The 23,148-nt window shown below is 59.9% G+C and carries 19 protein-coding genes and 1 pseudogene; 9 read left to right on the forward strand and 11 right to left on the reverse strand.

The genetic code is table 11. From position 1 onward, the window contains the following. The 3 genes and pseudogenes from CUR33_RS06210 to CUR33_RS06220 all read right to left on the reverse strand — a co-directional run. A complete protein-coding gene (locus tag CUR33_RS06210) occupies positions 1-2,019 on the reverse strand; it encodes a sensor histidine kinase (RefSeq protein WP_160085444.1) in 2,019 nt (672 codons plus the stop codon). A 46-nt stretch (positions 2,020-2,065) separates the two neighbouring features. Continuing rightward, the gene (locus tag CUR33_RS06215) at positions 2,066-2,974 is read right to left on the reverse strand and encodes a putative 2-dehydropantoate 2-reductase (protein WP_289239015.1); all 909 of its coding nucleotides are present in this window, start codon (positions 2,972-2,974) and stop codon (positions 2,066-2,068) included. Positions 2,975-3,084: 110 nt separating this feature from the next. Then, a pseudogene (locus CUR33_RS06220) lies at positions 3,085-3,982 on the reverse strand (response regulator); the annotation flags it as partial. A 121-nt stretch (positions 3,983-4,103) separates the two neighbouring features. Here CUR33_RS06220 and CUR33_RS06225 point away from each other — a divergent pair. Together CUR33_RS06225 and CUR33_RS06230 are read left to right on the forward strand one after the other, a co-directional pair. After that, on the forward strand, positions 4,104-4,583 hold the full coding sequence (locus tag CUR33_RS06225; protein ID WP_090249077.1) for a YajQ family cyclic di-GMP-binding protein: 480 nt from the start codon (positions 4,104-4,106) through the stop codon (positions 4,581-4,583). A 112-nt stretch (positions 4,584-4,695) separates the two neighbouring features. Continuing rightward, complete coding sequence (locus CUR33_RS06230; protein ID WP_289239016.1) at positions 4,696-5,529, forward strand: mechanosensitive ion channel family protein; 834 nt, start codon at positions 4,696-4,698, stop codon at positions 5,527-5,529. Positions 5,530-5,541: 12 nt separating this feature from the next. Here CUR33_RS06230 and CUR33_RS06235 read toward each other — a convergent pair whose 3' ends face one another. From CUR33_RS06235 to CUR33_RS06245, 3 genes are read right to left on the reverse strand one after another with little or no spacing between them, the layout of a single operon-like run. Continuing rightward, entirely contained in the window at positions 5,542-6,267 is a 726-nt protein-coding gene (locus CUR33_RS06235) for a lipopolysaccharide kinase InaA family protein (RefSeq protein ID WP_289239017.1), read from the reverse strand. 54 nt (positions 6,268-6,321) lie between these two features. Continuing rightward, entirely contained in the window at positions 6,322-7,866 is a 1,545-nt protein-coding gene (locus CUR33_RS06240; protein WP_289239018.1) for an AmpG family muropeptide MFS transporter, read from the reverse strand. A gap of 43 nt (positions 7,867-7,909) precedes the next feature. Continuing rightward, complete coding sequence (locus tag CUR33_RS06245; protein WP_409079744.1) at positions 7,910-8,299, reverse strand: MGMT family protein; 390 nt, start codon at positions 8,297-8,299, stop codon at positions 7,910-7,912. Position 8,300: 1 nt separating this feature from the next. Between CUR33_RS06245 and CUR33_RS06250 the strand changes: the two genes are divergently transcribed. Next, on the forward strand, positions 8,301-9,299 hold the full coding sequence (locus CUR33_RS06250; protein ID WP_289239020.1) for a DUF481 domain-containing protein: 999 nt from the start codon (positions 8,301-8,303) through the stop codon (positions 9,297-9,299). 110 nt (positions 9,300-9,409) lie between these two features. Next, entirely contained in the window at positions 9,410-10,414 is a 1,005-nt protein-coding gene (locus CUR33_RS06255; RefSeq protein WP_289239021.1) for a DUF481 domain-containing protein, read from the forward strand. A gap of 198 nt (positions 10,415-10,612) precedes the next feature. Here CUR33_RS06255 and CUR33_RS06260 read toward each other — a convergent pair whose 3' ends face one another. Further along, positions 10,613-11,371: an SDR family oxidoreductase gene (locus CUR33_RS06260; protein ID WP_090249064.1), complete on the reverse strand. Its 759-nt coding sequence runs from the start codon at positions 11,369-11,371 to the stop codon at positions 10,613-10,615. 93 nt (positions 11,372-11,464) lie between these two features. Between CUR33_RS06260 and CUR33_RS06265 the strand changes: the two genes are divergently transcribed. From CUR33_RS06265 to CUR33_RS06285, 5 genes are all read left to right on the forward strand, one after another. Then, positions 11,465-12,196 (forward strand): HugZ family pyridoxamine 5'-phosphate oxidase, encoded by a 732-nt coding sequence (locus CUR33_RS06265; RefSeq protein ID WP_289239022.1) that lies wholly within the window; start codon positions 11,465-11,467, stop codon positions 12,194-12,196. A 63-nt stretch (positions 12,197-12,259) separates the two neighbouring features. Then, positions 12,260-12,709, forward strand: coding sequence for an FxsA family protein (locus CUR33_RS06270; RefSeq protein ID WP_090249060.1), 450 nt, complete (start codon positions 12,260-12,262; stop codon positions 12,707-12,709). A 221-nt stretch (positions 12,710-12,930) separates the two neighbouring features. Then, positions 12,931-13,224, forward strand: coding sequence for a co-chaperone GroES (locus CUR33_RS06275; protein ID WP_090249058.1), 294 nt, complete (start codon positions 12,931-12,933; stop codon positions 13,222-13,224). 59 nt (positions 13,225-13,283) lie between these two features. Then, positions 13,284-14,927: a chaperonin GroEL gene (gene groL / locus CUR33_RS06280; protein WP_289239023.1), complete on the forward strand. Its 1,644-nt coding sequence runs from the start codon at positions 13,284-13,286 to the stop codon at positions 14,925-14,927. 595 nt (positions 14,928-15,522) lie between these two features. Further along, a complete protein-coding gene (locus CUR33_RS06285; protein ID WP_170048405.1) occupies positions 15,523-15,747 on the forward strand; it encodes a hypothetical protein in 225 nt (74 codons plus the stop codon). Positions 15,748-15,819: 72 nt separating this feature from the next. Here the strand turns inward: CUR33_RS06285 and CUR33_RS06290 are convergent, their stop codons facing one another. The 4 genes from CUR33_RS06290 to CUR33_RS06305 form a co-directional block, all read right to left on the reverse strand. Further along, positions 15,820-18,867 carry a multidrug efflux RND transporter permease subunit gene (locus CUR33_RS06290; protein ID WP_289239024.1) on the reverse strand — a complete coding sequence of 1,016 codons (3,048 nt, stop codon included), beginning with the start codon at positions 18,865-18,867 and terminating at the stop codon, positions 15,820-15,822. 27 nt (positions 18,868-18,894) lie between these two features. Beyond that, positions 18,895-20,031, reverse strand: a complete 1,137-nt coding sequence (locus CUR33_RS06295) for an efflux RND transporter periplasmic adaptor subunit (protein ID WP_289239025.1) — start codon at positions 20,029-20,031, stop codon at positions 18,895-18,897. A gap of 189 nt (positions 20,032-20,220) precedes the next feature. Beyond that, complete coding sequence (locus tag CUR33_RS06300) at positions 20,221-21,846, reverse strand: methyl-accepting chemotaxis protein (RefSeq protein ID WP_289239026.1); 1,626 nt, start codon at positions 21,844-21,846, stop codon at positions 20,221-20,223. 189 nt (positions 21,847-22,035) lie between these two features. Then, on the reverse strand, positions 22,036-23,145 hold the full coding sequence (locus CUR33_RS06305) for a DUF1513 domain-containing protein (protein ID WP_289239511.1): 1,110 nt from the start codon (positions 23,143-23,145) through the stop codon (positions 22,036-22,038). Positions 23,146-23,148 lie beyond the last annotated feature (3 nt).

A 23,148-nucleotide genomic window follows, 5' to 3' on the forward strand; every position in this document is an offset into this window, starting at 1 on the left:
TCAGAGACCTGTGTCTGGGGTGGCGGTGGTCATAGGCAGGCGCAGGGTAAAGCAGGTGCCCTGGCCGGCTTTGGACTGCACTTCCATCTGCCCTTTGTGGTTGTTGGTGATGATGAAGTAGGACACTGACAGGCCAAGCCCAGTGCCCTGGCCGACTTCCTTGGTGGTGAAGAACGGCTCGAAGATGCGCTTGCGCACCGATTCAGGCATGCCTACACCATTGTCCTCCACCTGGATTTCTGCCCAAGGCGGCGCCAGACGTACGCGCAGGATGATCTGCCCAGGCGTCGAGTTATCGTCGCGCTGGTGAATGGCCTGGGCGGCGTTTTTCAGCAAATTGAGCAGGACCTGCTCCAGTTCATTGGCGGTGGCCGGCACGGCGGGCAGGTCCGCGGCAAACTCGCGCTGGATGGTCAGGCTCTTGAAGTCGAAACTCTCGGTCAGGTCGAAGTCATTGCTGGCGATCTCGACTGCCTGATCAACCAGCGCCGGCAATTGGCACGGCGCCAGCTGGCGGTCGCTGCGGCGGCTGAAGTTGAGCATGTGGCTGACGATCTTCGCGGCACGGCTGCCTGCTTGTTGAATACCGTCGAGCAGGCGCGGAATCTCCCGCGCATTCAGGTAACGGTCGATGGCCTCCAGGCTGATGCCGGCCTGATCGGCCTGTTCACGGTTCTTTTCCAGCTCCGGTGACAGACGCCGGCGGATGTTCTGCACGTTATGCAGAATGGCGCCCAGCGGGTTGTTGATCTCGTGCGCCATACCTGCGGCCAGTCCGCCGACGGAGAGCATCTTCTCTGACTGCACCATCATTTCTTCCAGGTTGAGGCGCTGGGTGATGTCGTCGATGCGGATCACCACCCCTCGACCGCTGCCGCCCGTCAACGGGTAGAAGGTCAGGGCGAAGTGACGTGGTTGCTCGCTGTTACCCCATGTGACCCGCTCGATCTTTTCCACCTGATGCTGTTCCACGGTGCGCCGCAACTGCACCAGGAAAGGCTTGAGCGGTGGGAAGGCAAGGAAAATCGGCTGGTTCAGGGCTTCGTCCAGGCGGGTGCCGGAAAGGCTGCTGGCCTCCTGGTTCCATTGTGTGACGTAGAACTGTTCGTCGAGGGCAATGAGCGCCGAGGGCATGGAATCGATGATGCTGTTGAGGTACTTCTGAAAGCCGGTGAGCTTCTTCTCGATCTTGCCGCGCACCTGCACTTCCAGCTCCAGTTTACGGTTGGAGTGGCGGGTTTCTTCGGCCAGGTGCTGGGCTTGGTCGAACGCTTCCTGGGCGTCATCACGGGCACGTTTGAGTTGCTGCTCACGCGCCTCAATGCGGACCAGCATGGTGTTGAACGCGTCGGCCAGGTTGCCGATTTCATCGCGATTACCCCGGCGTGCGCGCAGGGCATAGTTCTCTTCACGGGTGACCTGGCGTGAGAGTTCTTCCAAGCGGCGAATAGGGCGGGTGATCAAGCGGCGCACCTGGCGTGACACGATCAGCCAGAGCAGCACGCTAAAGGCCAGAATAACCAGGCTGGCGGTCAGGGTGCCGGTGTAGAACACTCCTGGCAGCTCACTGGAGGCCACCAGCAACAGATGGCCAGGGTTGCCTGTGGCCTGCGGCAGCTCGACGAGCTGGCTGATGCGGAATTCGCTGTGGCGCCATGATTCCACCTCTTCGACGCGCGGCGGCAGTTGCAGCTTGGTGCCGCGCTGCAGCTGTGCCAGGTTCAGGCCCTCTGCGTCATAGATCACGGCCGCGCGCAGTGGCGCATAGTCATCCAGGCGGCGGAGTAGCGCTTCGGCCGCTGCTGGGGTGCTTAATGCTTCCTTGCTCAAGGGCGGGCTAGCAATCAGCCGGCCGAGGGTGTGCAGGGCCTGAGGGGCCACACTTTCCTGAGAAATCCAATAGGCGGCGCTGATGAACGCCAGGTTGGCCACCAGCAGCACTGCCGCGAGCAAGGCCAGCAAGGCGACCAGCAGTTTGCGACCGACCGGTAGGTTTTCGAGGCGCTGACGCAGGGGCATGGTGGGCTATCACGGCGACGGAAGTGCGGGCAGGTTAACGCGGGCCTTAGTGGCTGGGCAATCCGCGTGCAGCAAGGTGCGCCAGCAGCTGGCTGTGCAGCGCCTGCAGATGCGGCAGTACCAGTTGGTGGCGCTGTGCGGCGTCACAGGCATAGCCCAGCAGGTAGGCGATTTCCGTGCGACGGCCCTGGCGGACATCCTGGTGCATGGACGAATAGTTGGCGGCAGTGGCCTGAATCACACGCTGCACGTCGTCATGCAAGTTCTCGGCAGCGGCGCTGTGGCCGCAGGTGTGTAGCAACTCGCTCAGTTCGCTGCACAGGCACGCTACTTGCGCCGGGTGTGCCTGTAGCTCGCCATTGCGGCAGTCATGCAGCACGGTCAGTGGATTGATGGCGCAGTTCAGCGCCAGCTTGCGCCACAGCCGGCTGAGAATATCCAGGCTCCAGTCGTGAACAATGCCAGCGTGCTGCAAGTCTGCCAGCCAAATGGGCGGCTGCAGATCCTGTGGGTCACCGAGCCAAGTGTGGCCGTGGCCAGCAAACACCACCTGGAAATCGGCCTGACGAAACGCGCCTTCGGTACTGGAGGCAAAGATACAACGTGCCTGGGGCGCCGCGCGGGCGACTTCGTCCTGGCTGCCCAGACCATTTTGCAGCAGGAGAATTTCGGCACCCGGCGCCAGGCGTGACGCCAGTTGGCTTACCGCGTTAGCCGCGTCATAAGCCTTGCAGGCGAGCAGTAGGCGCTGGATCGGCTGGCGATGATCGGGTGTTTGCGCAGGGATGGGGTAATGCTGTGGCTGGCCCTGCTCAATCAGGGTCAGCCCGCCGGCCTGTTGATAGCTATGCAGGCGCGCCGAGTCACGCAAGATCAGCGCTACTGGCAGGCCGGCTCGCGCCAGACGTGTGGCCCAAAGGGTGCCGAGGCTCCCCGCACCGAGGATATGCCACATGCTGAACGTGGCTTATTGCGGTAACGACAAGCGCAGGGCAGTGACCAGCCCGGTGCTGTGTGATTCGGGCAGGATTCTGGTCGCGTTATCGATGATCTGTTCTGGGGTGATGGGGAGGCCTTTGGCATCTAGGCCCACCAGGCTGATACCCGCTTTGAGGCTGATAAATCCTTCGCTGGTCTTGAAGGCTTTAAGGTTGATGCCTTCATGCAGGCGCTTGAAGCTGCTGGGCGAGCATTCGTGCAGATCGGTCAGCAAAGTAATCAGGCCGAAGTGGCTTTCATCCAAGCGCACCAGCACATCCAATGGCCTTACCAGCTGCTGCAGGCGGCGCGCCACGCCGGTGAGCAGTTCGTTGTAGAAGGTGTCGCCATAGCGCTGGTGCAGCTCGTGCATGTCTTGCAGACCAATCAGCAGGTAACACAGCGCACCGCCACGCGATTCCACCTGGCGCAGGCTGTCGAGCATCTTCTGGTGCAGGTAGCGGCTATTGCCCAGCCCGGTGAGCGGGTCGATCAGGTTACGTTGTTCCAGGCTGGCAATGTTTTCGGTCAGTAAGCGGTTTTCCTGCAACAGGCGTTGCAGGGTGTTGCACAGGCGATCGGCCGCATAGACGCGTGGCACCAGTTGCTCGTTCATCGCTGCCTTACTGATGAAGTCATCGACACCGCTGTCGAAGGCTTCGCCCAATACGTTTTCGCCTTCCTTGCCGGTGAGCAGGATGACGTAGGTGTAGTGATGGGCCATTTCATCAAACTGACGGACCTGCACTGTCAGCTCTAAGCCATTCATCTCGGGCATCAACCAATCGGCGAGCAAGACGCTGGCGGGGCGCTGTTCGAGCAAGCGAATCGCTTCGGCGGCACTGTTGGCAAAACGAAGGTCCTGATAACCCGCCTGGCTAAGCGCGCGCCCAATCATGGCGCTGGAGAACTTGGCGTCATCGACGACCAAAATGCTCAGGTGGGGGTTCGGCATGGGCAGGCTCGCTAGGGAGAAATCGCGTGGGCCCGATACTTCGCCGGGCAGTGTGTGTTGCTACCGCTATATAATGGCCGGGTTTTTTCACCGTCAAGCCAGGCGTGTCCCGTTCGTGATACAGGGCGCGCCGTCTATCTGGAGTAAGCCCATGCCCTCGTTCGACGTGGTGTCCGAGTTGGACAAACATGAAGTTACCAACGCCATCGACAGCGCCATCAAAGAGCTGGATCGTCGTTATGACCTACGCGGTAAAGGTAGCTTTGAGCTGAAAGAGCTGACTGTCAACCTGACAGCCGATGCGGATTTTCAGTTGGAGCAGATGGTTGAGATTCTCAAGCTCTGCTTGGTCAAACGCAAGATCGACGTACAGTGCCTGGAGTTCAAGGACGCCTACCCGTCGGGCAAGAGCGTCAAGCAGGAAGTGATCCTGCGTGAAGGGATCGAGAAGGATCTGGCGAAGAAGATCGTCGCGCACATTAAGGACATAAAACTCAAGGTGCAGGCCGCCATTCAAGGCGAGCAAGTGCGCATCACCGGCAAGAAGCGCGATGACCTGCAGGAAGCGATTGCCGCCTTGCGTGCCAAGGACTTCGGTATGCCATTGCAGTTCAATAATTTCCGCGATTAATGCATGCGCAATGAACCTTGCCGCCGCTAAAGCGTCGCAACGGTGTTGGTGCAGTAAAAACGCCACGGCTTGCCGTGGCGTTTTATTTTCAAAGGCTTACAAGGATTAACAAATGGATATGAACATCGAACAACTGGTGAAAGTGTCAGAGGCCTGGTTGCCTGTGGTGCTGGAATACAGCGGCAAGTTGACTCTGGCATTGATCACCATGCTGATTGGCTGGTGGCTGATCAGCAAACTCATCAATAGCGTTGGTCGTTTGCTCAACCTGCGTCAGGTTGATCGGGCCTTGAGCAGTTTTATCTGCAGCCTGGTCGGCATCGTATTGAAGGTGTTGCTGCTGGTCAGCGTGGCGTCGATGGTGGGGGTGGAAACCACCTCCTTTATTGCGGTGATCGGTGCCGCCGGTCTGGCGATTGGCCTGGCCTTGCAAGGCAGCCTGGCGAACTTCGCGGGCGGTGTGTTGATCATGTTTTTCCGTCCATTCCGCGCCGGTGACTGGATTGAGGCCCAAGGTGTTTCGGGCAGTGTCGACAGCATTCAGATCTTCCACACCACGCTGAAAACTGCGGATAACAAAGTGGTGATCGTGCCCAACGGCAGCCTGTCGAACGGCCATATCACTAACTATTCGCGCGAATCCACGCGGCGTGTTGATATCAACCTGGGTATCGATTACTCAAGCGATATCAAGCAGGCCCGTGAGGTGTTGCTGGACATCGCCAAGGACCCGCGTGTGCGTCAGGACCCGGCGCCTGTGGTGTTTGTTACCGGTTTGGGTGATAGCGCGATCAACCTGTCACTGCGCATCTGGGTGGCGACGCCGGATTTCTGGCCAGTCACTTTCGCCTTCACCGAGCAAGCCAAGGAGCGCCTAAGCGAGGCGGGCATTGGCATCCCATTCCCGCAGCGGGTGGTGCATCTGGTGCCGCAACCCACTGTCTGAAGGAACGCCGAGTTAGCGACTGGTGGCGTTATAGAGCGTTTTGAACGTGCGGCCCATCGCCAGTTGGTAGTGGTTGATCAGGCTTTGCCAGTCGGCCTGATCCCACGGCGAATGGCGCCGCAGTTGCAGCATGTCGTGCAACGCGGCTTGTTTGCGGGTGAGGCGGCGGCGCGACTTCTCAAGATCGAGCAAGGCGATTTCGCACGATGGCGGCGTATCTGCAGCCTGGATACGCACAAAGATATGTTTTGCATACATGCAGCCATGTTGCTGGCGGGCTTTGTGCAAATTGGCCAGGCTTTGCGCGATCTGCTGCAGCAGTTGCTGGTGCTGGGAGGCGTCTAGCGCCTCGGCAGCATGATGCTCATACCATTCATCGAGAGGCTGAAAGCCTTCCAGGGCTTTGGTCACCAGCAAGGCGCGCCAGCCTTCGCGGTTGCGCTCGGCGGCGCAGTAAACGATCTCGGGTACCGCTACACCGGCCTTGAGTGCTCTAAGCAGAGCGTCGCGTTCACGCAGTACCGTCGGCCGCCCCCAAGGGTGAAGCAGGCTGCGGTAGGTGTGCCCGGTTTGCTTTTTGGCGTAAAGCGACTGACCCAGCTGGGTGAGGCGTTGAACACCGCTATAACCACCGCGGCGCTCATTAGGTTCTTCGACCCATTCACCTTGGGTTTGCCACCAGCTGTCAAAGCTGGGGTAGTGGGTGAGGCGGGTGGCGTTACTGAATGCTACGGTCATGGCCTGCCCTCTTGTTGTGAGCAGGGTAGAGCAAGAGTCTTGCCAGTAATGCTGTTAGTGCTGTTCGGTGGCGTTAGTCACGTTTAAATCGCTGGTTTGCAGCCGTTCCCGGCGCCATTGCAGGATGATCAGCAGCAGTGTCGGAATACCCAGCAAGGCAGTGACCAGGAAGAACTGGGCATAGCCGAACTTCTCCACCATTACGCCGGAATAACCACCGATCAGGCGCGGCAACAACAGCATGATCGAGCTGAGCAGAGCGTACTGGGTGGCGGAGAACTTCAGGTTGGTCAGGCTCGACAGGTAGGCGACGAACGCCGCTGTGGCCAGGCCGGCGCTGAAGTTGTCGGCGGAAATGGTCACGATCAGCATCTGCAGGTCTGCGCCCATGCCGGTAAGCATCAGGAACAGCAGGTTGGTCGCTGCCGAGGCCGCGCCGCCAATAAACAGGATCGGCAGAATACCGAAGCGCACGATCAGCAGGCCGCCAAAGCCTGCACCAATGAGGGTCATGACCAAGCCGAAGAGCTTACTGACGCTGGCAATCTGGTCTTTGGTAAAGCCCTGGTCGATGTAGAACACGTTGGCCATCACGCCCATCACGGTGTCCGACATACGGTAGGTGGCAATTAACCCGAGCAGCAGGAACGCTTGCCAGCGGTAACGCAGGATAAAGTCGTTGACCGGTGTCAGCACCGGCGCCAGGCCACGGCGCCCCATGGACGACAGGCACAGGGCGCTGAGAATGGTGTAAAGCAGGGCGCGCAGAAAGGCGCGGTCTTCCAATAGCAGGTCAAGCATGCTGGCTTCGCCGTTGATCACGCTGGCGAAGTCGGTGTTGTAGAACTGGGTAAACATCGCCGGTACCGATACCAGCAACACAATCAGTACCAGTACCGAGGCGATCTGGTGGCTAAAGCCATAACGCGCAGCGGCCAGTTGCGTGCGCAGTGGCACATCCGGCTCGCGCATCCACAGGCTGGTCAGCAGGCCAGGCAACATCAGCAGGGCAAACAGCAGGTAGGTGCCGGCCCATGCACCGTGCTGATAGAGCAGTGCGGTGGAACCAAAGCCTTCGGCGAAATACAGTGCGCCGGCGGTGGCCAGCAGGGCGGCGACGCGGTAGCCGGCCATATAGCTGGCGGCCAGCGCGGCCTGACGGGTGTCGTCGACGATTTCCAGGCGGTAGGCATCAACGGCGATGTCCTGAGTGGCCGACGCAAAGGCCACCAGCACCGCGAGGGAAATCAGCCAGGTCAGGTGGGTCTGCGGATCGCACAGGGCCATGCCAGCGAGGCCGATGGCGATCAGGATCTGTGATAGCACCAACCAGGAGCGTCGGCGGCCCAGTTTGCCCAGCAGCGGCAGGCGCCACTGATCAAGCAGCGGCGACCAGACCCATTTGAAGGCATATGCCAGGCCGATCAGGCTGGCAAAACCAATGGTATCGCGGGCCACGCCGGCTTCGCGCAGCCAGACAGACAGGGTGGAGAACACCAGCATATAAGGCAGGCCAGCGGCGAACCCTAGAAGCAGCAGCACCAAGGTGGAGGGGCTGGAGTAGGCAGCAATGGCATCACGCCAGCTTTTACGGGGCATTGAAGGGGTATCAGCCTGAGATTGACCTAATAAAGGGCGCACTCTACCCGCTGTGCTCCATTGGGCGCCAGCCATAGCGCGGCATATCCACCCGATCGTTATGGATTTGCACGCCTTCCTCACGTAAACGACTGCGTTGTTCTGTGCCGGAGAGGCTGCCAGCCGGCAAGCTGAGGCGGCCACCGGCAGCAATTACCCGGTGCCAGGGCAGGGTGCTGCCGTCCGGTAGCTGGCTGAGGGTGCGCCCGACCCAGCGCGCGGCGCGACCCAGGCCTGCGTATGCAGCCAGTTGCCCGTAACTCACCACGCAGCCGGCCGGAATCTGCGCCAGCACCGCATAAAGTGCCGTGCGCCGCTCGACCTGGCTTGCTGTCGGCTGGCCTGGCGCGGCATGCTTCGGCACCTGTTCTGGCTCGTTATCCGGCTTTCCCATCATGCTTATACGTACTCTGTTGTGCTTTCTGGTTCTTGCTCTGACCACACCTGTGTGGGCGGACACGGTGTGGTTGAACAATGGTGACCGTCTGAGCGGTGAGATAGTTCTGCTCGATGGCGGCAAGCTGGCCCTGAAAACCAAGTATGCCGGCCAGGTGCTGATTGCCTGGGAGGATATCGACACCCTGCGCTCGGAGAAACCCTTGCTGATGCGCCGCCAGGGGCTCGATAGCGAACACAGCAACCAGCTGGAAGCTGCCGGCAAGGGCATGGTGCGGGTGGTCAGCGACAACACACAGACCGTGCCGCTCTCCAGTATCAAGCGTCTGATTCCACCGCGCCCGGTACTGCAGGACCGCTTCTGGGAGGGCAATCTGGACGCAAAACTGGATATGAAGCGCGACGACAACGACACCGACGAGTGGAAGCTCAAAAGCAATACGCGTGTGGAGCACGGCCGTTGGCGTCACGTGTTGGCCGGTGAGCTGGAGCGCAAGGTGAAGAATGACGCGAAAACCGCAGACAACTGGCAGCTGGAATACGACCTCGACCGCTTTATCACGGATCACTGGTTCTGGCGGGTGGGGGCAGAGCAGGACGAGGATGAGTTTGCCTTTTTTACTCGCCAGCGTTCGCTGGGCACCGGACCGGGTTATCGCTTCTGGGATAACGAGCTGGGCCGGCTGGATGTGATCGGCCAGTTCAATCGCCTGCAATTGGAGGCCAGTGATGCTGAGCGGTCGTTCAATACCTACTCGCTTGCCTTGGATTACAAGCGTCTGCTGTGGGGTACCCGTCTGGAGTTTTACAGCACGGCTGAGCTGCAATTACCTGCGATAGAAGAAATTGACTACGTGCTCGACAGCGAAATAGGCCTGCGCTACCGGCTGACAGATTGGGCGCGCCTATCGCTGCTGTATGAGCTGGATCAGGCGCGTGCGCTCGGGCAAACCAGCAGTGAGCGCCGCTATCTGTTGGGTGTGGGGGTCGGCTGGTAGGCCACGTAATGATGAACTCGCGGTGATTCTGTCGGTCAGTGCTTGCTCTGGCGTCGTGCGTACGGATAATGCGCGACCTTCCGCGAACCCGAAGTAGACAATTCATCCCTATGTTTTCCAGAACCCTGCTGTGCCTGGCCCTTTCTGTGGCTGCTACCCCCGCGTTGGCGGATACCGTCTGGCTGAAGAACGGCGACCGCCTGACCGGCAAGATCAAGTTTTACGACGGTGGCAAGCTGTTGCTGGCGACCGACTACGGCGGTGCGATTGCCCTCGACTGGAGCAAGATCGCCACCCTGGAAAGCGATCAGGAGCTGCTGATCAAGGAAAACGCCATCGCCGGTGAGCGCGCCAAGTCCCTGCAGCCGGCCGAGCCGGGTAAGGTGATCCTGGCCAATGGCGATGCGCCCAAGACCATCGAACTGGCCAGCATCAAGCAGATCCTCAAGCCCAAGCCATTGGTCGAGGATTTGGTCTGGAAGGGCAATATCGATGCGGCGCTGGACTACAAACGTGCCGAGCGCGACACCGACGACTACGACGTCAGCCTCAAGACTCAGGCTCGCCATGGCCTCTGGCGCCACAACGCGCAAGCCGACTACAACCGCGAGTTCCAGGATGATGTGGTCACCACCGACAACTGGAGCGCCGAATACGCCCTCGACCGCTTCCTGACCGAGAAATGGTTCTGGCAGGGTCGCTTCGAGTACAAGCGTGACATGGTCGAAGAGCTTGAGCGTCAGCGCACCGTGGGTACCGGTCCGGGTTACCAGTTCTGGGATAACGAGCTGGGCGCCTTCTCGGTGGCCGGCCTGCTTAACCGTACCGACTACGAATACAGCAATGGCGAGAGCGACAATTTCTACGCCGCGAGCCTGAAGTGGGATTACAACCGCTACCTGGTCGGCAAGAGTGTCGAACTGTTCAGCGATGGCGAGGTGGGTAAGCCGCTGGCCAACGCAGCGGACTACACCCTGGATGCCGCCGTGGGCCTGCGTTACAAGCTGACCGATTGGGCTTCGCTGAATATGAAGGCCGAGAAGGACCTGGTCAGCGGTGCAGAAGGCGAGCTGGATGAAACCCGTTATAGCCTAGGTTTTGGCGTGGGTTGGTAAGTATTTGGCCGTCGATCTGCTGCGCGTCGGCCCTGCTGCGTTAAAAACAGGCTCGGAATGCTCATGTACAACAGTACACTCCGCTTCCTCGCCTGTTTTTGCCTTGCAGGTCTCTAGCTCGCTAGATCTTGAAAAATTAAAAGCAAAAAAAGCCCCGCATTGCGGGGCTTTTTGTTTGCAGCGTGTCGATCTAGCCGATCAGAGACGCAGGCCGCCATCCAGCTCCAGGATCCTACCGGTGTAGTAGTCGTTTTCCAGGATGTAGGCCACCGAGTGAGCGATCTCGGCTGGTTTGCCCATGCGGCGCAGTGGGATGACCGAGGTCATGCGCTCCAGTGCTTCCGGTTTCATGCTGGCGACCATTTCGGTTTCGATAAAGCCCGGTGCTACGCCCGCGACACGGATGCCGTAACGCGCCAGCTCTTTTGCCCAGACCACGGTGTCGGCGGCGACACCGGCTTTGGCAGCCGAGTAGTTAGCCTGGCCGATGTTGCCGGCACGGGAAATGGAGGAGATGTTGATGATCGCGCCTTCGTTCTTCAGCTCGATCATTTTCGCCGCCACTTCACGGGTGCAGAGGAACACGCCGGTAAGGTTCACGTCGATCACCGACTGCCACTGCGCCAGGCTCAGTTTGGTGATTTCGCCGTCCTTGACCTTGATGGTCAGGCCGTCACGCAGGATGCCGGCGTTGTTGACCAGGCCATTGAGTGCGCCGAAGTCTTCAGCGATCTGTGCCACGGTCTGGGTCACTTGCTCTTCATTGGCAACGTTGCACAGGTAAGCGCGCGCTTCTACGCCCAGCGCCTTACAAGCCGCCACGGCTTCGTCGAGTTTTTCCTGGTTCAGGTCGACCAGCGCCAGTTTGGCGCCTTTTTCTGCCAGGTACTCAGCCATCGCGCGGCCCAGGCCCTGACAGCCGCCAGTGATGACGATAACTTTATCTTTGAGTTGCATCGCGAGTCCCCTCAAATGGTGTTGTGTGACCTTGCCGGCGGTTAATCTAGGTGCCTCCCGTTCTGTGACGGAATCTATGCAAGGAGTCATAAGGTGAGCGTGAAAGCCGGCAAGCATGCCCGAGAATTGCTGCTCAAGGAATACCGGGGCGTGCTCAGCACCCATTCCAAAGCCATGCCGGGTTTCCCTTTCGGATCAGTGGTGCCCTATTGCTTGGATGCTGACGGTTATCCGCTGATGCTGATCAGTCGCATCGCCCAGCACACCCACAACCTCAAGCAGGATGGTAAATGCTCGCTGCTGGTGGGGGAGCGTGGGGCGGAAGATGTGCAGGCGGTCGGTCGTCTTACGCTACTCGCCGAGGCGCGGCAATTAGATGACGAGGTGCAGATTGTTGCGGCTGCGCAGCGCTATTACCGCTATTTCCCGGAGTCGCGCGGCTACCATCAGGCCCACGATTTCGACTTTTGGCGCCTGGAGCCGGTGCGCTGGCGCTACATCGGCGGATTTGGTGCGATTCACTGGCTGGATGAGGTGGCCCAGACCAACCCCTTTGCCGGCGACAGCGAAATCAGCATGGTTGAGCACATGAACAGCGACCATGCCAAGGCTATCGCTCACTATGTCGAGCTGGCAGGTTTACCCCAGCATGCGCCGGCTGAGCTGGTTGGGGTCGACAGTGAGGGCTTTCACCTGCGGATCGGTCAGGGGCTTTATTGGCTGGCCTTTCCAGTATCCTGTAACAGTCCGCTGGAGGTGCGCCAGGCCTTGGTGGCACTGGCTCGCGCCGAAGTCTGGCCGACCGACGGTCAGGCTTCAGCTTGAATTCAGCTCAACACCCCATACTTCAGTCCCATAGGAAGCTGATCTTCCGTTAAGGATCCTTTGATGCGTGCGTTTCTGTTTCTGTTTCTGCTGTTCCCGTTCATTGAATTGGCCCTGCTGATTCAGGTGGGCAGTGCCATCGGTGTCTTACCGACCTTGTTGCTGGTGATTGGTACCGGCATCCTCGGCGCCATTCTGCTGCGCGTTGCAGGGGTGGCCACCGCGTGGCGTGCACGCGAGAAACTGGCCAGAGGTGAGTTACCCGAGCAGGAAATGCTCGAAGGCCTGCTGATCGCCGTCGGTGGTGGTCTGCTGTTGCTGCCTGGCTTTATCAGCGACATTTTCGGCCTGCTTTGCCTAATTCCGTTCACCCGCCGCTTGCTGGTCAACAAGGTGCGTCTGCGCGCCGCCGAACAAGCCATGCGTCAGCGCGCCTTTTTTGACGACCAGGCCGCACGCTCCGGGCAAGTTCGTCCCAATGTGCTGGAAGGCGAATTTGAGCGCCGCGACTGATTTTCGGCTCATAAGAAAAGCCTGTAGATCGTAAAAATTTCACCCTCAGCCCTTGAAATCCCCTTGTGCGCCCTTATGTAGCGGTCACCGCAAGGTTTTCTGTCGTCAGACAGATTCAGACTTCAGCGCTGCGCCTGGCGTAGTGCTACCGGCCTCGCCGGACTTTGCTAACTCGCCGGTGATTGCACCGGCCGAAAAATCACTATTGGGAGAGATCGACAATGAAGCTTCGTCCTCTGCATGACCGCGTCGTAATCCGTCGCAGCGAAGAAGAAAAGAAAACCGCAGGCGGCATCGTGCTGCCAGGTTCCGCTGCCGAGAAAGCCAACAGCGGTGAAATCCTCGCTGTCGGTACTGGTCGCGTGCTGGACAACGGTGAAGTGCGTGCCCTGGCCGTTAAAGTCGGCGACAAAGTGGTGTTTGGCCCTTACTCCGGCAGCAACACCATCAAAGTTGACGGCGAAGACCTGCTGGTAATGAGCGAGAGCGAAATTCTCGCTGTCGTTGAAGGTTGATTTCAGCGCTCCGTCGCTACGAATTCCGCTCTATTTGAACGAATCAAGGAATAACCATCATGGCTGCTAAAGAAGTTAAATTCGGCGATTCCGCCCGCAAGAAAATGCTCGTCGGCGTTAATGTTCTGGCTGACGCAGTAAAAGCCACCCTCGGCCCGAAAGGCCGTAACGTGATCATCGAGAAGAGCTACGGCGCTCCGACCATCACCAAGGACGGCGTTTCCGTTGCCAAAGAAATCGAGCTGAAAGATCGCTTCGAAAACATGGGCGCGCAACTGGTTAAAGACGTTGCTTCCCGTGCCAACGATGACGCGGGCGACGGCACCACCACTGCTACCGTTCTGGCTCAAGCCATCGTCAACGAAGGCCTGAAAGCCGTCGCTGCCGGCATGAACCCGATGGACCTCAAGCGCGGCATCGACAAGGCGACCATCGCCATCGTTGCTGAGCTGAAGAAGCTGTCCAAGCCATGCGCTGACACCAAAGCCATCGCTCAGGTCGGTTCGATCTCCGCCAACTCCGACACCTCCATCGGCGAAATCATTGCCGAAGCCATGGAAAAAGTCGGCAAAGAAGGCGTGATCACCGTTGAAGAGGGCTCGGGCCTGGAAAACGAACTGTCGGTTGTTGAAGGCATGCAGTTCGACCGTGGCTACCTGTCCCCGTACTTCATCAACAAGCCGGACACCATGGTGGCTGAGCTTGACGGCCCGTTGATCCTGCTGGTTGACAAGAAAGTTTCCAATATCCGTGAGCTGCTGCCAGTTCTGGAAGCTGTTGCCAAGTCCGGCCGTCCGCTGCTGATCGTAGCTGAAGACGTTGAAGGCGAAGCCCTGGCGACTCTGGTTGTGAACAACATGCGCGGTATCGTTAAAGTTGCTGCCGTTAAGGCACCAGGCTTTGGCGATCGTCGTAAGGCCATGCTGCAGGACATCGCTGTACTGACTGGCGGTACCGTAATCTCCGAAGAGATCGGTCTGAGCCTGGAAAGCGCCACCCTGGAGCACCTGGGTAACGCTAAGCGCGTGATCCTGAGCAAAGAAAACACCACTATCATTGACGGCGCTGGCGTTCAGGCTGATATCGAGTCTCGCGTACTGCAGATCCGTAAGCAGATCGAAGACACCTCGTCCGACTACGACAAAGAGAAGCTGCAAGAGCGTCTGGCCAAACTGGCTGGCGGTGTTGCGGTGATCAAAGTCGGTGCCGGCACCGAAGTTGAAATGAAAGAGAAGAAAGCCCGCGTTGACGACGCCCTGCACGCGACCCGCGCAGCCGTTGAAGAAGGCGTGGTACCTGGCGGTGGCGTGGCTCTGGTTCGCGCTCTGCAGGCCATCAGCGAGCTGAAAGGCGACAACGCCGATCAGGACGTGGGTATCGCTCTGCTGCGTCGTGCTGTTGAAGCTCCGCTGCGTCAGATCGTTTCCAACGCCGGCGGCGAGCCGAGCGTAGTGGTCGACAAGGTTAAGCAGGGTTCGGGTAACTTCGGCTTCAACGCCGCGACCGACACCTACGGCGACATGATCGAGATGGGTATTCTCGATCCGGCCAAGGTCACCCGTTCGGCGCTGCAAGCTGCAGCTTCGATCGGCAGCCTGATGATCACCACCGAAGCGATGATCGCCGAAGTGGTAGAAGACAAGCCGGCCGCTGGCGGTATGCCAGACATGGGCGGCATGGGTGGCATGGGCGGCATGATGTAAGCCAGCCCGGCTCCCGCAGGCCATCGCCAGATGGCCTGCATGCAGTAAAGAAAACCCCGTGCCTGTCACGGGGTTTTCATTTTTCTCGGCTATAACAGTCCCTCGCGGCAAAGCGGTACGCCAATTGCTTTGTGTGATGCGCGCTCCCGGACTGGAGCCTGTCAATCTGCGCTGTGCTGCTGCTACGCATGGTCGCTCCGTGTTTTGACCTCACCTGGATGTGCTCTACCACGCCGTTTTCAATGGATGGTTGGAGATTGTGCCGGTTACGGTTTTGCCTGCGATTGTTTTAAAACCACAGGTTCTATTGCGCACCACGCTGATGCAATTGGGCAATTAAGTGACTGCGAGGGTGTTACCGCCAGGTGCGGTGATGCGATCCCCATCCTTGGTTTGCTCAACGATTGAACCAACGGTGCGAATCTGGCTCGAAGCCTGGCCTGCTGAATGGCTGCGTGTGGATCAGGATGATCAGAATGGCATTGCCGGCAGCGTCCGGCAGTAACGACCACTTGTCGCCCGATACGGCGCGGTGGTTAACAGTGATCTAGGGTCTACAAACAGCGTTTGGCAGCGCTATCAAGAGGTTGCAGTGATGAAGCTAGAAATCGCACGAGGTTTGTTCCTGGTGACCGCGCTCAGCGTGGCCTCGCTCGCGGCAGCGGCTTGGCAGGAAGCCAGCCCCCAGGTCATCACCCTCAACGAGCGCGGCTACTGCCCGTTGCCGCCTCAGGCGCGAACGGCCCAGGTGCTAAAACCGGACCAGGACCTGCTGCTGTTTATGTTCAGCCTGTCTCAGGGCGCCCGTTCACAAGGTTGAGTCTGTTTGTTCGGTGATTCGAGCGCAAAAAAAGCCCTGCAGTGCAGGGCTTTTTTCTGTCCGGTCCTTGGATCAGTGGGCGGTTGCCGTTTTGGCCGGCGCATCGGGCTGCGCCAGCAGGCTGTACACGCAGGGCAGCACAAACAGGGTGAACAACGTGCCAATCGACATGCCGGTGGCGATCACCAGGCCGATGTCGAAGCGGCTGACTGCACCAGCACCGGTTGCCAGGATCAGCGGCACCATGCCGAAGACCATCGCCGCAGTGGTCATCAGCACCGGACGCAGGCGAATCGCTGCGGCCTCTTCGACCGCCTCACGTCGCGACAAGCCCTTCTCACGGCGTAGCTGGTTGGCGAACTCGACAATCAGGATGCCGTGCTTGGTGATCAGGCCGATCAGCGTGACCAGGCCAACCTGGGTGTAGATGTTCATGCTCGACAGGCCCAGGAACAGCGGAATCAGCGCGCCACAGATCGAGAGTGGCACCGTGACCATGATCACCAGCGGGTCGCGGAAACTCTCGAATTGAGCTGCCAGCACCAAGAAGATCAGTGCCAGGGCCAGGCCGAAGGTGATGTACAGCGCGTTGCCTTCCTGCACCAGCTGGCGCGACGCACCGGCGAAGTCGTAGGCATAACCGGCTGGGGCTTCCTCCAGCATGATCTGCGTTACCGTCTCGACGGCTTCACCCATGCTGACGATGGGTACGCCCTGGATGATCGCCGAGTTCAGCTGCTGGAACTGGTTGAGCTGGGTCGGCCGCGCACGGTCGCTGACCTTGACCAGTGTCGACAGGGCCAACATCGCGCCGCTTTCGCTCTTCACGTAGTAGCTGCCGAGCCACTCCGGGTTGTCGCGGTAGGCGCGTTCGACTTGGGCAATCACCTTGTAGCTGCGGCCGTCGATGGTGAACCGGTTGATCTCACCTTCACCGAGCAGGCTGGCCAGGGTCAGGCCGAGGTCTTCCATGGACACGCCCATCTGCGCAGCTTTTTCGCGGTCGATTTCCACCACCACTTCCGGCTTGTCGAAGGCCAGGTCGACGTCGAGGAAGGCGAACTTGCCGGACTCAACGGCGCGTTGCTTGACCCGCTCGGTCACTTGCAGCAGCGACTGGTAGTCGTTGGGGGTGTTGATCACGAATTGGAACGGTAGGCCCTCACCCGTGCCCGGCAAGGACGGCAGGTTGAAACCGAAGATCTGCAGGCCGGCGATCTGCGACAGGCGACCTTGCACCTCCGGGAGAATCTCCATCTGGGTGCGTTCGCGCTCGTTCCACGGCGTCATCAGGAAGCCGCCAATACCCGACTGCACACCGTTGAAGCCGTTGATCTGGAACGAGGAGTAGTACTCCGGGAACTCCTTGAAGATGCTCACGAACTCGTCGGTGTACTTGTTCAGGTACTCCAGGTTGGTCGGTTGCGGTGCGCTGGCAATCATGAAAATGATGCCCTGATCTTCTTCTGGGGCCAGCTCGCTCTTGGTGAACTTGAGCAGTACCGGAATCAGGCACATGACGATTACCGCGAATACCAGCACCACCGGACGGGTATCCAGAGTGCCATGCAACGCCCGCTGGTAGCGTTTCTTGAGTGCGTCGAAAATCTGGTCGAGCTTGTGCGCCAGGCCCGACGGATTCTCCTCATGGCGCAGCAGCTTGGCGCACATCATCGGCGACAGGGTCAGGGCCACGATGCCGGAGATGATCACCGCGCCGGCCAGGGTCAGGGCAAACTCTTTAAATAGCGCGCCCGTAAGGCCCTCGAGGAAGCCGATAGGCGCGTACACCGCCGCCAGGGTGATGGTCATCGACACCACCGGCACGGCGATCTCGCGGGCGCCTTCAATGGCCGCATCGAACGGCGTTTTGCCTTCTTCGATATGCCGGTGAATGTTCTCCACCACGACGATGGCGTCGTCCACCACCAGGCCGATGGCCAGCACCATGGCCAGCAGGGTCAGCAAGTTGATCGAGTAGCCCATCAGCTGCATGAAGAACATCACGCCGATCATCGACAGCGGGATGGTGATCACGGGGATCAGTACCGAGCGGAACGCACCGAGGAACAGGAACACCACCACGATGACGATCAGCACCGCTTCGCCGAGGGTTTTCACCACTTCGTCGATGGAGGCCTGGATAAACAGCGTGGCGTCATAGGCGATGGAGACTTTCAGGTTGGGCGGCAGCTGCGCTTCGAGGTCCGGCATGACCTTGCGCACTTCCTTGATCACGTCCAGCGGGTTGGCCCCCGGCGTGCCCTTGATGGCGATGTACACCGATGGCGTACCGTCGAAGGAACTGATCGCGTCGTAGCTTTCCGCGCCCATTTCCACCCGCGCCACATCGCGGATCAGCACGCGGCTGTCCCCAACAGTTTTCAGCGGGATGGCGGCAAAGGCCTCGGCCGATTTCAGGTCGGTTTCGGCGTTGATGCTGGTGACCACGTACTCGCCCTTCACTTCACCGGCTGCGGCGAGGAAGTTGTATTTGCGCACCGCGTCATTCACGTCGCCGGCGGTCACGCCGTAGGCGGCCATTTTCACCGGGTCGAGCCACAGGCGCATGGCAAAGACCTGGTTGCCAAGAATCTCAGCTTCGGCCATGCCAGGCAGGGTGGCCAGCTTGGGCTGGATGACTCGCGACAGGTAATCGGTGATCTGCGGGTTGCTCAGTTCCTGGCTGTAGAAGCTGATGTACATCAGCGCCGTGGAGTCCGCGGCTTCCTTGCTCAGCACCGGGTCTTCGGCGTCCTGCGGCAGCTGGTTCTTCACCTCGTTGGCTTTTGCCAGCAGTTCGGTGAACAAGCGGTCGCTATTGGCACCGATGCGCGCATAGATCGAGATGATCGACACGTTCTGCCGGCTAACCGAGGTCATGTAGTCGATGCCGTCGGCGCTCGCCAGGCTTTGCTGCAGCGGCTGGGTGATATAGCCCTGGATGGTCTCGGCATTGGCCCCGGGGTAAGCCGTGGTCACCGTGATCAGGGCGTTTTCCATCTGCGGGTACTGGCGGATGGTCAGTTTGCTGAATGCCTGGAAGCCAAGCAGGATGATCAACAGACTGACCACGGTCGCCAATACCGGGCGACGGATAAAGGGATCAGTAAAAGCCATAAATAAGTTCCTGTATGCCGTGCTCGATTACTCGGCGCTCGGCTTGGCCTCGACAAGGGCATTGGCGATGCTGACATGGGCACCGTTATCCAGCTTCAGCTGGCCGGCAGACACCACCTGCTCACCGGCCTGCAGGCCTTTGAGAATCACCACCTGGCCTTCGCGGCGCTCGCCGGTCTCAACAAAGCGGCGTTCGACCACCAGTTCGGCCTGGCCTTTGTCGTCTTTGACCACCTGGCCGTCTTCCCCTTTCTTCTCGCCGATCACGTACACCGAGTTGCCGTAGAGGGTGTAGGTGATGGCCGTTTCCGGCACGACGATCAGGTTCTGCTCACCCGGTAGCAGCACTTCCAGGTTGGCGAACATCCCGGGCAGCAATTTATTGTCCGGGTTGATCAACATGGCGCGGACCTGCACGTTGCGCGTGGTGTCTTCGACCTTTGGGTTGATCGCGGCAATTTCGCCTTCGAACATCTCGCTCGGGTACGCCGCCACGCTGAAGCGCACACGCTCGCCCACGGCCAGCTTAGGCACTGCCTGCTCGGGCAGGAAGAAGTCGACGTAGAGCTTGCTCAGGTCCTGCAGGGTGGCGATGGTGGTGCCGGAGGACAGGTAATCACCGACATCCACCTGGCGGATGCCGATGGTGCCGGCAAAGGGCGCGAGGATGCGTTTCTTCGCCAGTTGCGCTTGCAGCTGGGCGACGCTGGCATTGGCCTTCTGCAGGCTGGCGGAGAGGCGGTCGAACTCGCTTTTCGAGATGCTCTGGCGATTGACCAGGCTGCGACCGCGCTCGTATTCCACGCGGGCCAAGCCCAGTTCGGCCTGGGCAGTGCCCAGGCTGGCTTGCTCGACATCGCTGTCCATCTGGATCAGGGGTTGTTGCAGGCTGACCTGCTCACCGGAACGGAACAGCACTTGCTGCACCGTGCCACCGACTTCCACAGTCAGGTCCACGCCCTGAAAAGCCTTGAGCGTGCCGATAGCGGGCAGACGACCCTGCCACGGACGTTCTTCTGCTGTCGCGGCGTCGACACTGATGGCCGGTTGCGGTGCGGAGAACATCTGCACTTGTTGGTAGATGGAGAAGCCTTTGTAGGCGGCGAGGGCGAGTACCACGACGAGTACTGCGCCGAGCATAAAGAGCATACGGCGAAGCAACATATTCCGGATCCTTGGCGAGGCGGATAGAGGCCTGGGAATAGGCAAGACGGGCACATTAGACCTCGCGCAGAGGCCTGTCAAAGATTCGCATTTGCAAAACATTGTTGTGCAAAAGTTGCCTCAAGGTTCAAGGCGTTATTAAGCAAAATGCCAGCATCGGCTGGCATTTTGCTGTGCGCTGGCCGGGTGTCAGGCACTCAAGCGTTGGGTTACTTCATTCAGCTGCCCGGAGAGGACGTGCAGGTTTTGCCCGGCGCTTTCGGTGCGTTGCACGTTTTCCTGGTTGGCAGTTGCAATTGCGGTGATCTCGGTCAGGTTGCGCGAAATGTCTTCGGCTACCGAGGTCTGTTCTTCGGCGGCAGTGGCGATTTGCCGGTTCATGTCGCGAATGGCTTCCACCGCACTGGTGATCAACTGCAGCGTGGCGCCGGCCTGGGTCACCTGGGTTACACCTTCCTCGCTGCGGTTCTGACCACTTTCAATGGCGCGCACGGCATTCACCGCCCCAGTCTGCACAGTGTCGATGATCTGGTGGATTTCTGCGGTCGACTCGGCGGTGCGCTGGGCCAGGGTGCGTACTTCATCCGCCACCACGGCAAAGCCGCGTCCCTGTTCGCCGGCACGCGCCGCTTCGATGGCGGCGTTAAGCGCGAGTAGGTTGGTCTGCTCGGCGATGCCGCGAATCACTTCGAGCACCTTGCCGATGCGCCCGCTGTCGGCTTCCAGGCGACGAATCACCTCCGAAGTGTTGCTGATCTCACCGCGAATGTCGGTGATGGTCTTGATCGTGGCCTGCATCACTGTTTCGCCCTGGCGTGCGGCGCTGTCAGCGGCATCGGCAGCGCCGGCGGCTTCGGCAGCATGACGCGCGACTTCCTGGGCCGTGGCGGACATTTCATGCATGGCGGTGGCGACCTGGTCGGTGCGCGAAAACTGTTCGCGCGTGCCCTGGGCCATCAGCGTGGCGATGGAGTTGAGTTCGCCGCTGGCAATGTCCAGGTCAGCCGTGCTGCGCTTAAGGCGGGTGAAGGTGTCCGAGAGGAAGTCGCGCAGAATGTTCGCAGCAATGGCCAGCTTGCCCAGCTCATCCTGACGGGTCGCGTCGACATGCTGGCCAAAGTTACCGTGGCTGAGTTGGGCAATGTGCTCGATCAGCTCGCGGATCGGGTTGATCAGGTTGCGGTTGACCAGCCACAGGCTGAACAGCGCGATCACCACAGTGGCCCCCAGCATCAGCAGGGTGCCAAAGGTGATGGTGCGCTCGGCCGAGGCATTGATCAGGCCGGCTTGCTCCAGGCTCTGCTTATGCAGCTCGCTGGACAGGGCTTCCATCTGTTGGGCGGTATTGCGGTCAATGCCTGACACCGCCTTGTCACCCACCGCAGCGTCGCCGCCGGCCGCGACAAAGGCATCACGCCCCTTGCGGTAGTTGGCGCCGAGCGTCTGGTGCTCGCTGCGCAGAGCATCGACTTTGCTCTTCAGTGCGCGATCAGTGTTAGCCAATTCACTCAGCTGGCCCAGTAAGTCCTGAACCTTGCGCTCCTGCGCTTCAAACTGGCCCCAGTATTTGTCCAGTTGGGCTTTGTCGTTGCCGCGCAGCAGAACGTTTTTCCATTCCTGTACCTGGGTCTTGAAGTTCAGGTTGGTCGAGTCAATCAGGGACGACGCTTCAAGTGGGCCCTCAAGTAGACCGCGGTAGGCCTGCATGCCATTGGACAGAAAGCTGAAGCAGGCCAGTGCCGTGACCAGAATCAGCGCCAGACTGCCGCCAAGTAAGGCGAGAATCTGCGCGCGCAAGGATTTTTGCAGAAACATGGGTGATACCCCTGAGTGTGGAAGGCGGGATGCCAGTGACGCTGAGCGCGCCCAAACTGCGAAGATCCCTATCGACTGGTACCAGCTGGGCCGGATTGCCGGAAGCAGCAGCTAGTCGGAGTATAGATCGGCTCTGCGGCAGCGTTCTTTAGCGTGCCGCAGGCGTATTACAGGTTTAGCTGTACGGTCTTAAACCAGGCGCAAGTGGTTGTCCCACAGCCCGGCCGGGAGGTGCAGTGGGGTGCTGCTGATTTGGGGGCTGCGGCAGTCGTACAGGCGGCAGCGCCCGACGCCGCTGCTGACCACAAAGCCATCCGCCACGGCGCCAACACCGGCGCAATCGGCCAGCGACGCGTCCAGGCGCAGCGCGGCGCTGTCGAGGTCCCAGATAAACACCCGGTTGCCGCGCGGGGCGGTCAATGCCAGCAGGCGTAGCTCGCTGTGAATCGCCACGCTGGCGGTGTACTGGCTCATCAGCTGACGTTGTGCGTCGGCCACGGGGAAATGCTGGAAGGGCTGGTCAGGGCGTTTGATCGCCAACAGCGGCACCGCATCGCTGAGTTCGCCCATGTATTGCTGGCCGGTGACCAGTGTGCCGTCGTTGGCCACGGCCATGTGACGCACGCTGTTCATCCGTTCCGGCAGTTGCTCCTTGCTGACCAGGCTGCCGTCGCGGCGCAGCAGCACCAGGCTGGACTCCATGGCGTTGAGGTTCATTTCCACCCGGCTGTCAGCCTCGGTGCGGATACCGCCGTTGGCCACCGCTAAGGTTTCACCGTCGGGCATCCAGAGCAATTGGTGCGGGCCGATGCCATGAGTCGACAGTTCGCTTACACGTTGCAATTGCTCGCCTTGCAAGCGGTAAACGCCTAGTACACCGCGACCGGGATCGGAGGTGTCGTTCTCGGTGGCGTACAGCCATTCGCCATCCTTGTGGAACACCGCGTGACCATAGAAATGGCGCTGTTCGGGTGAGTGAACGGTTTGCAGCAGACGACCGTCACGGGTGTCGATCAGGTAGCTTTGCGTGCTTGGACGGCGACCGACAAACAGCGCCATCGGCAGAAACGGGTGGCCGATGACATCGTGGCAGCGCTCGTTCACCTGAGTGGCAAATACCTGGCTGCCATCCAGTCGGTAGCCGACCGCGAAGTGCTTACCGGCGCTGTCGTTACGTGCCGACAGCAATAGCGGCTGCGCGCCGCTGTGCATCAGCGTCCAGCCACCGTAAGTGCCGGCGGCCGCTGCCGTAGCGGCAACAGCAGCGATGCTCAGGCCGAGAAAGGCGCGGCGATTGATCTG

Source organism: Pseudomonas sp. FEMGT703P, from assembly GCF_002786345.1.
Classification (GTDB): domain Bacteria; phylum Pseudomonadota; class Gammaproteobacteria; order Pseudomonadales; family Pseudomonadaceae; genus Aquipseudomonas; species Aquipseudomonas peli.

Coding starts and splice junctions, on each gene's coding strand:
- CUR33_RS06210 (WP_160085444.1), bottom strand. CDS start 2,019: ATGCCCCTGCGTCAGCGCCTCGAAAACCTACCGGTCGGTCGCAAACTG.
- CUR33_RS06215 (WP_289239015.1), bottom strand. CDS start 2,974: ATGTGGCATATCCTCGGTGCGGGGAGCCTCGGCACCCTTTGGGCCACA.
- CUR33_RS06225 (WP_090249077.1), top strand. CDS start 4,104: ATGCCCTCGTTCGACGTGGTGTCCGAGTTGGACAAACATGAAGTTACC.
- CUR33_RS06230 (WP_289239016.1), top strand. CDS start 4,696: ATGGATATGAACATCGAACAACTGGTGAAAGTGTCAGAGGCCTGGTTG.
- CUR33_RS06235 (WP_289239017.1), bottom strand. CDS start 6,267: ATGACCGTAGCATTCAGTAACGCCACCCGCCTCACCCACTACCCCAGC.
- CUR33_RS06240 (WP_289239018.1), bottom strand. CDS start 7,866: ATGCCCCGTAAAAGCTGGCGTGATGCCATTGCTGCCTACTCCAGCCCC.
- CUR33_RS06245 (WP_409079744.1), bottom strand. CDS start 8,299: ATGGGAAAGCCGGATAACGAGCCAGAACAGGTGCCGAAGCATGCCGCG.
- CUR33_RS06250 (WP_289239020.1), top strand. CDS start 8,301: ATGCTTATACGTACTCTGTTGTGCTTTCTGGTTCTTGCTCTGACCACA.
- CUR33_RS06255 (WP_289239021.1), top strand. CDS start 9,410: ATGTTTTCCAGAACCCTGCTGTGCCTGGCCCTTTCTGTGGCTGCTACC.
- CUR33_RS06260 (WP_090249064.1), bottom strand. CDS start 11,371: ATGCAACTCAAAGATAAAGTTATCGTCATCACTGGCGGCTGTCAGGGC.
- CUR33_RS06270 (WP_090249060.1), top strand. CDS start 12,260: ATGCGTGCGTTTCTGTTTCTGTTTCTGCTGTTCCCGTTCATTGAATTG.
- CUR33_RS06275 (WP_090249058.1), top strand. CDS start 12,931: ATGAAGCTTCGTCCTCTGCATGACCGCGTCGTAATCCGTCGCAGCGAA.
- groL (WP_289239023.1), top strand. CDS start 13,284: ATGGCTGCTAAAGAAGTTAAATTCGGCGATTCCGCCCGCAAGAAAATG.
- CUR33_RS06285 (WP_170048405.1), top strand. CDS start 15,523: ATGAAGCTAGAAATCGCACGAGGTTTGTTCCTGGTGACCGCGCTCAGC.
- CUR33_RS06290 (WP_289239024.1), bottom strand. CDS start 18,867: ATGGCTTTTACTGATCCCTTTATCCGTCGCCCGGTATTGGCGACCGTG.
- CUR33_RS06295 (WP_289239025.1), bottom strand. CDS start 20,031: ATGTTGCTTCGCCGTATGCTCTTTATGCTCGGCGCAGTACTCGTCGTG.
- CUR33_RS06300 (WP_289239026.1), bottom strand. CDS start 21,846: ATGTTTCTGCAAAAATCCTTGCGCGCGCAGATTCTCGCCTTACTTGGC.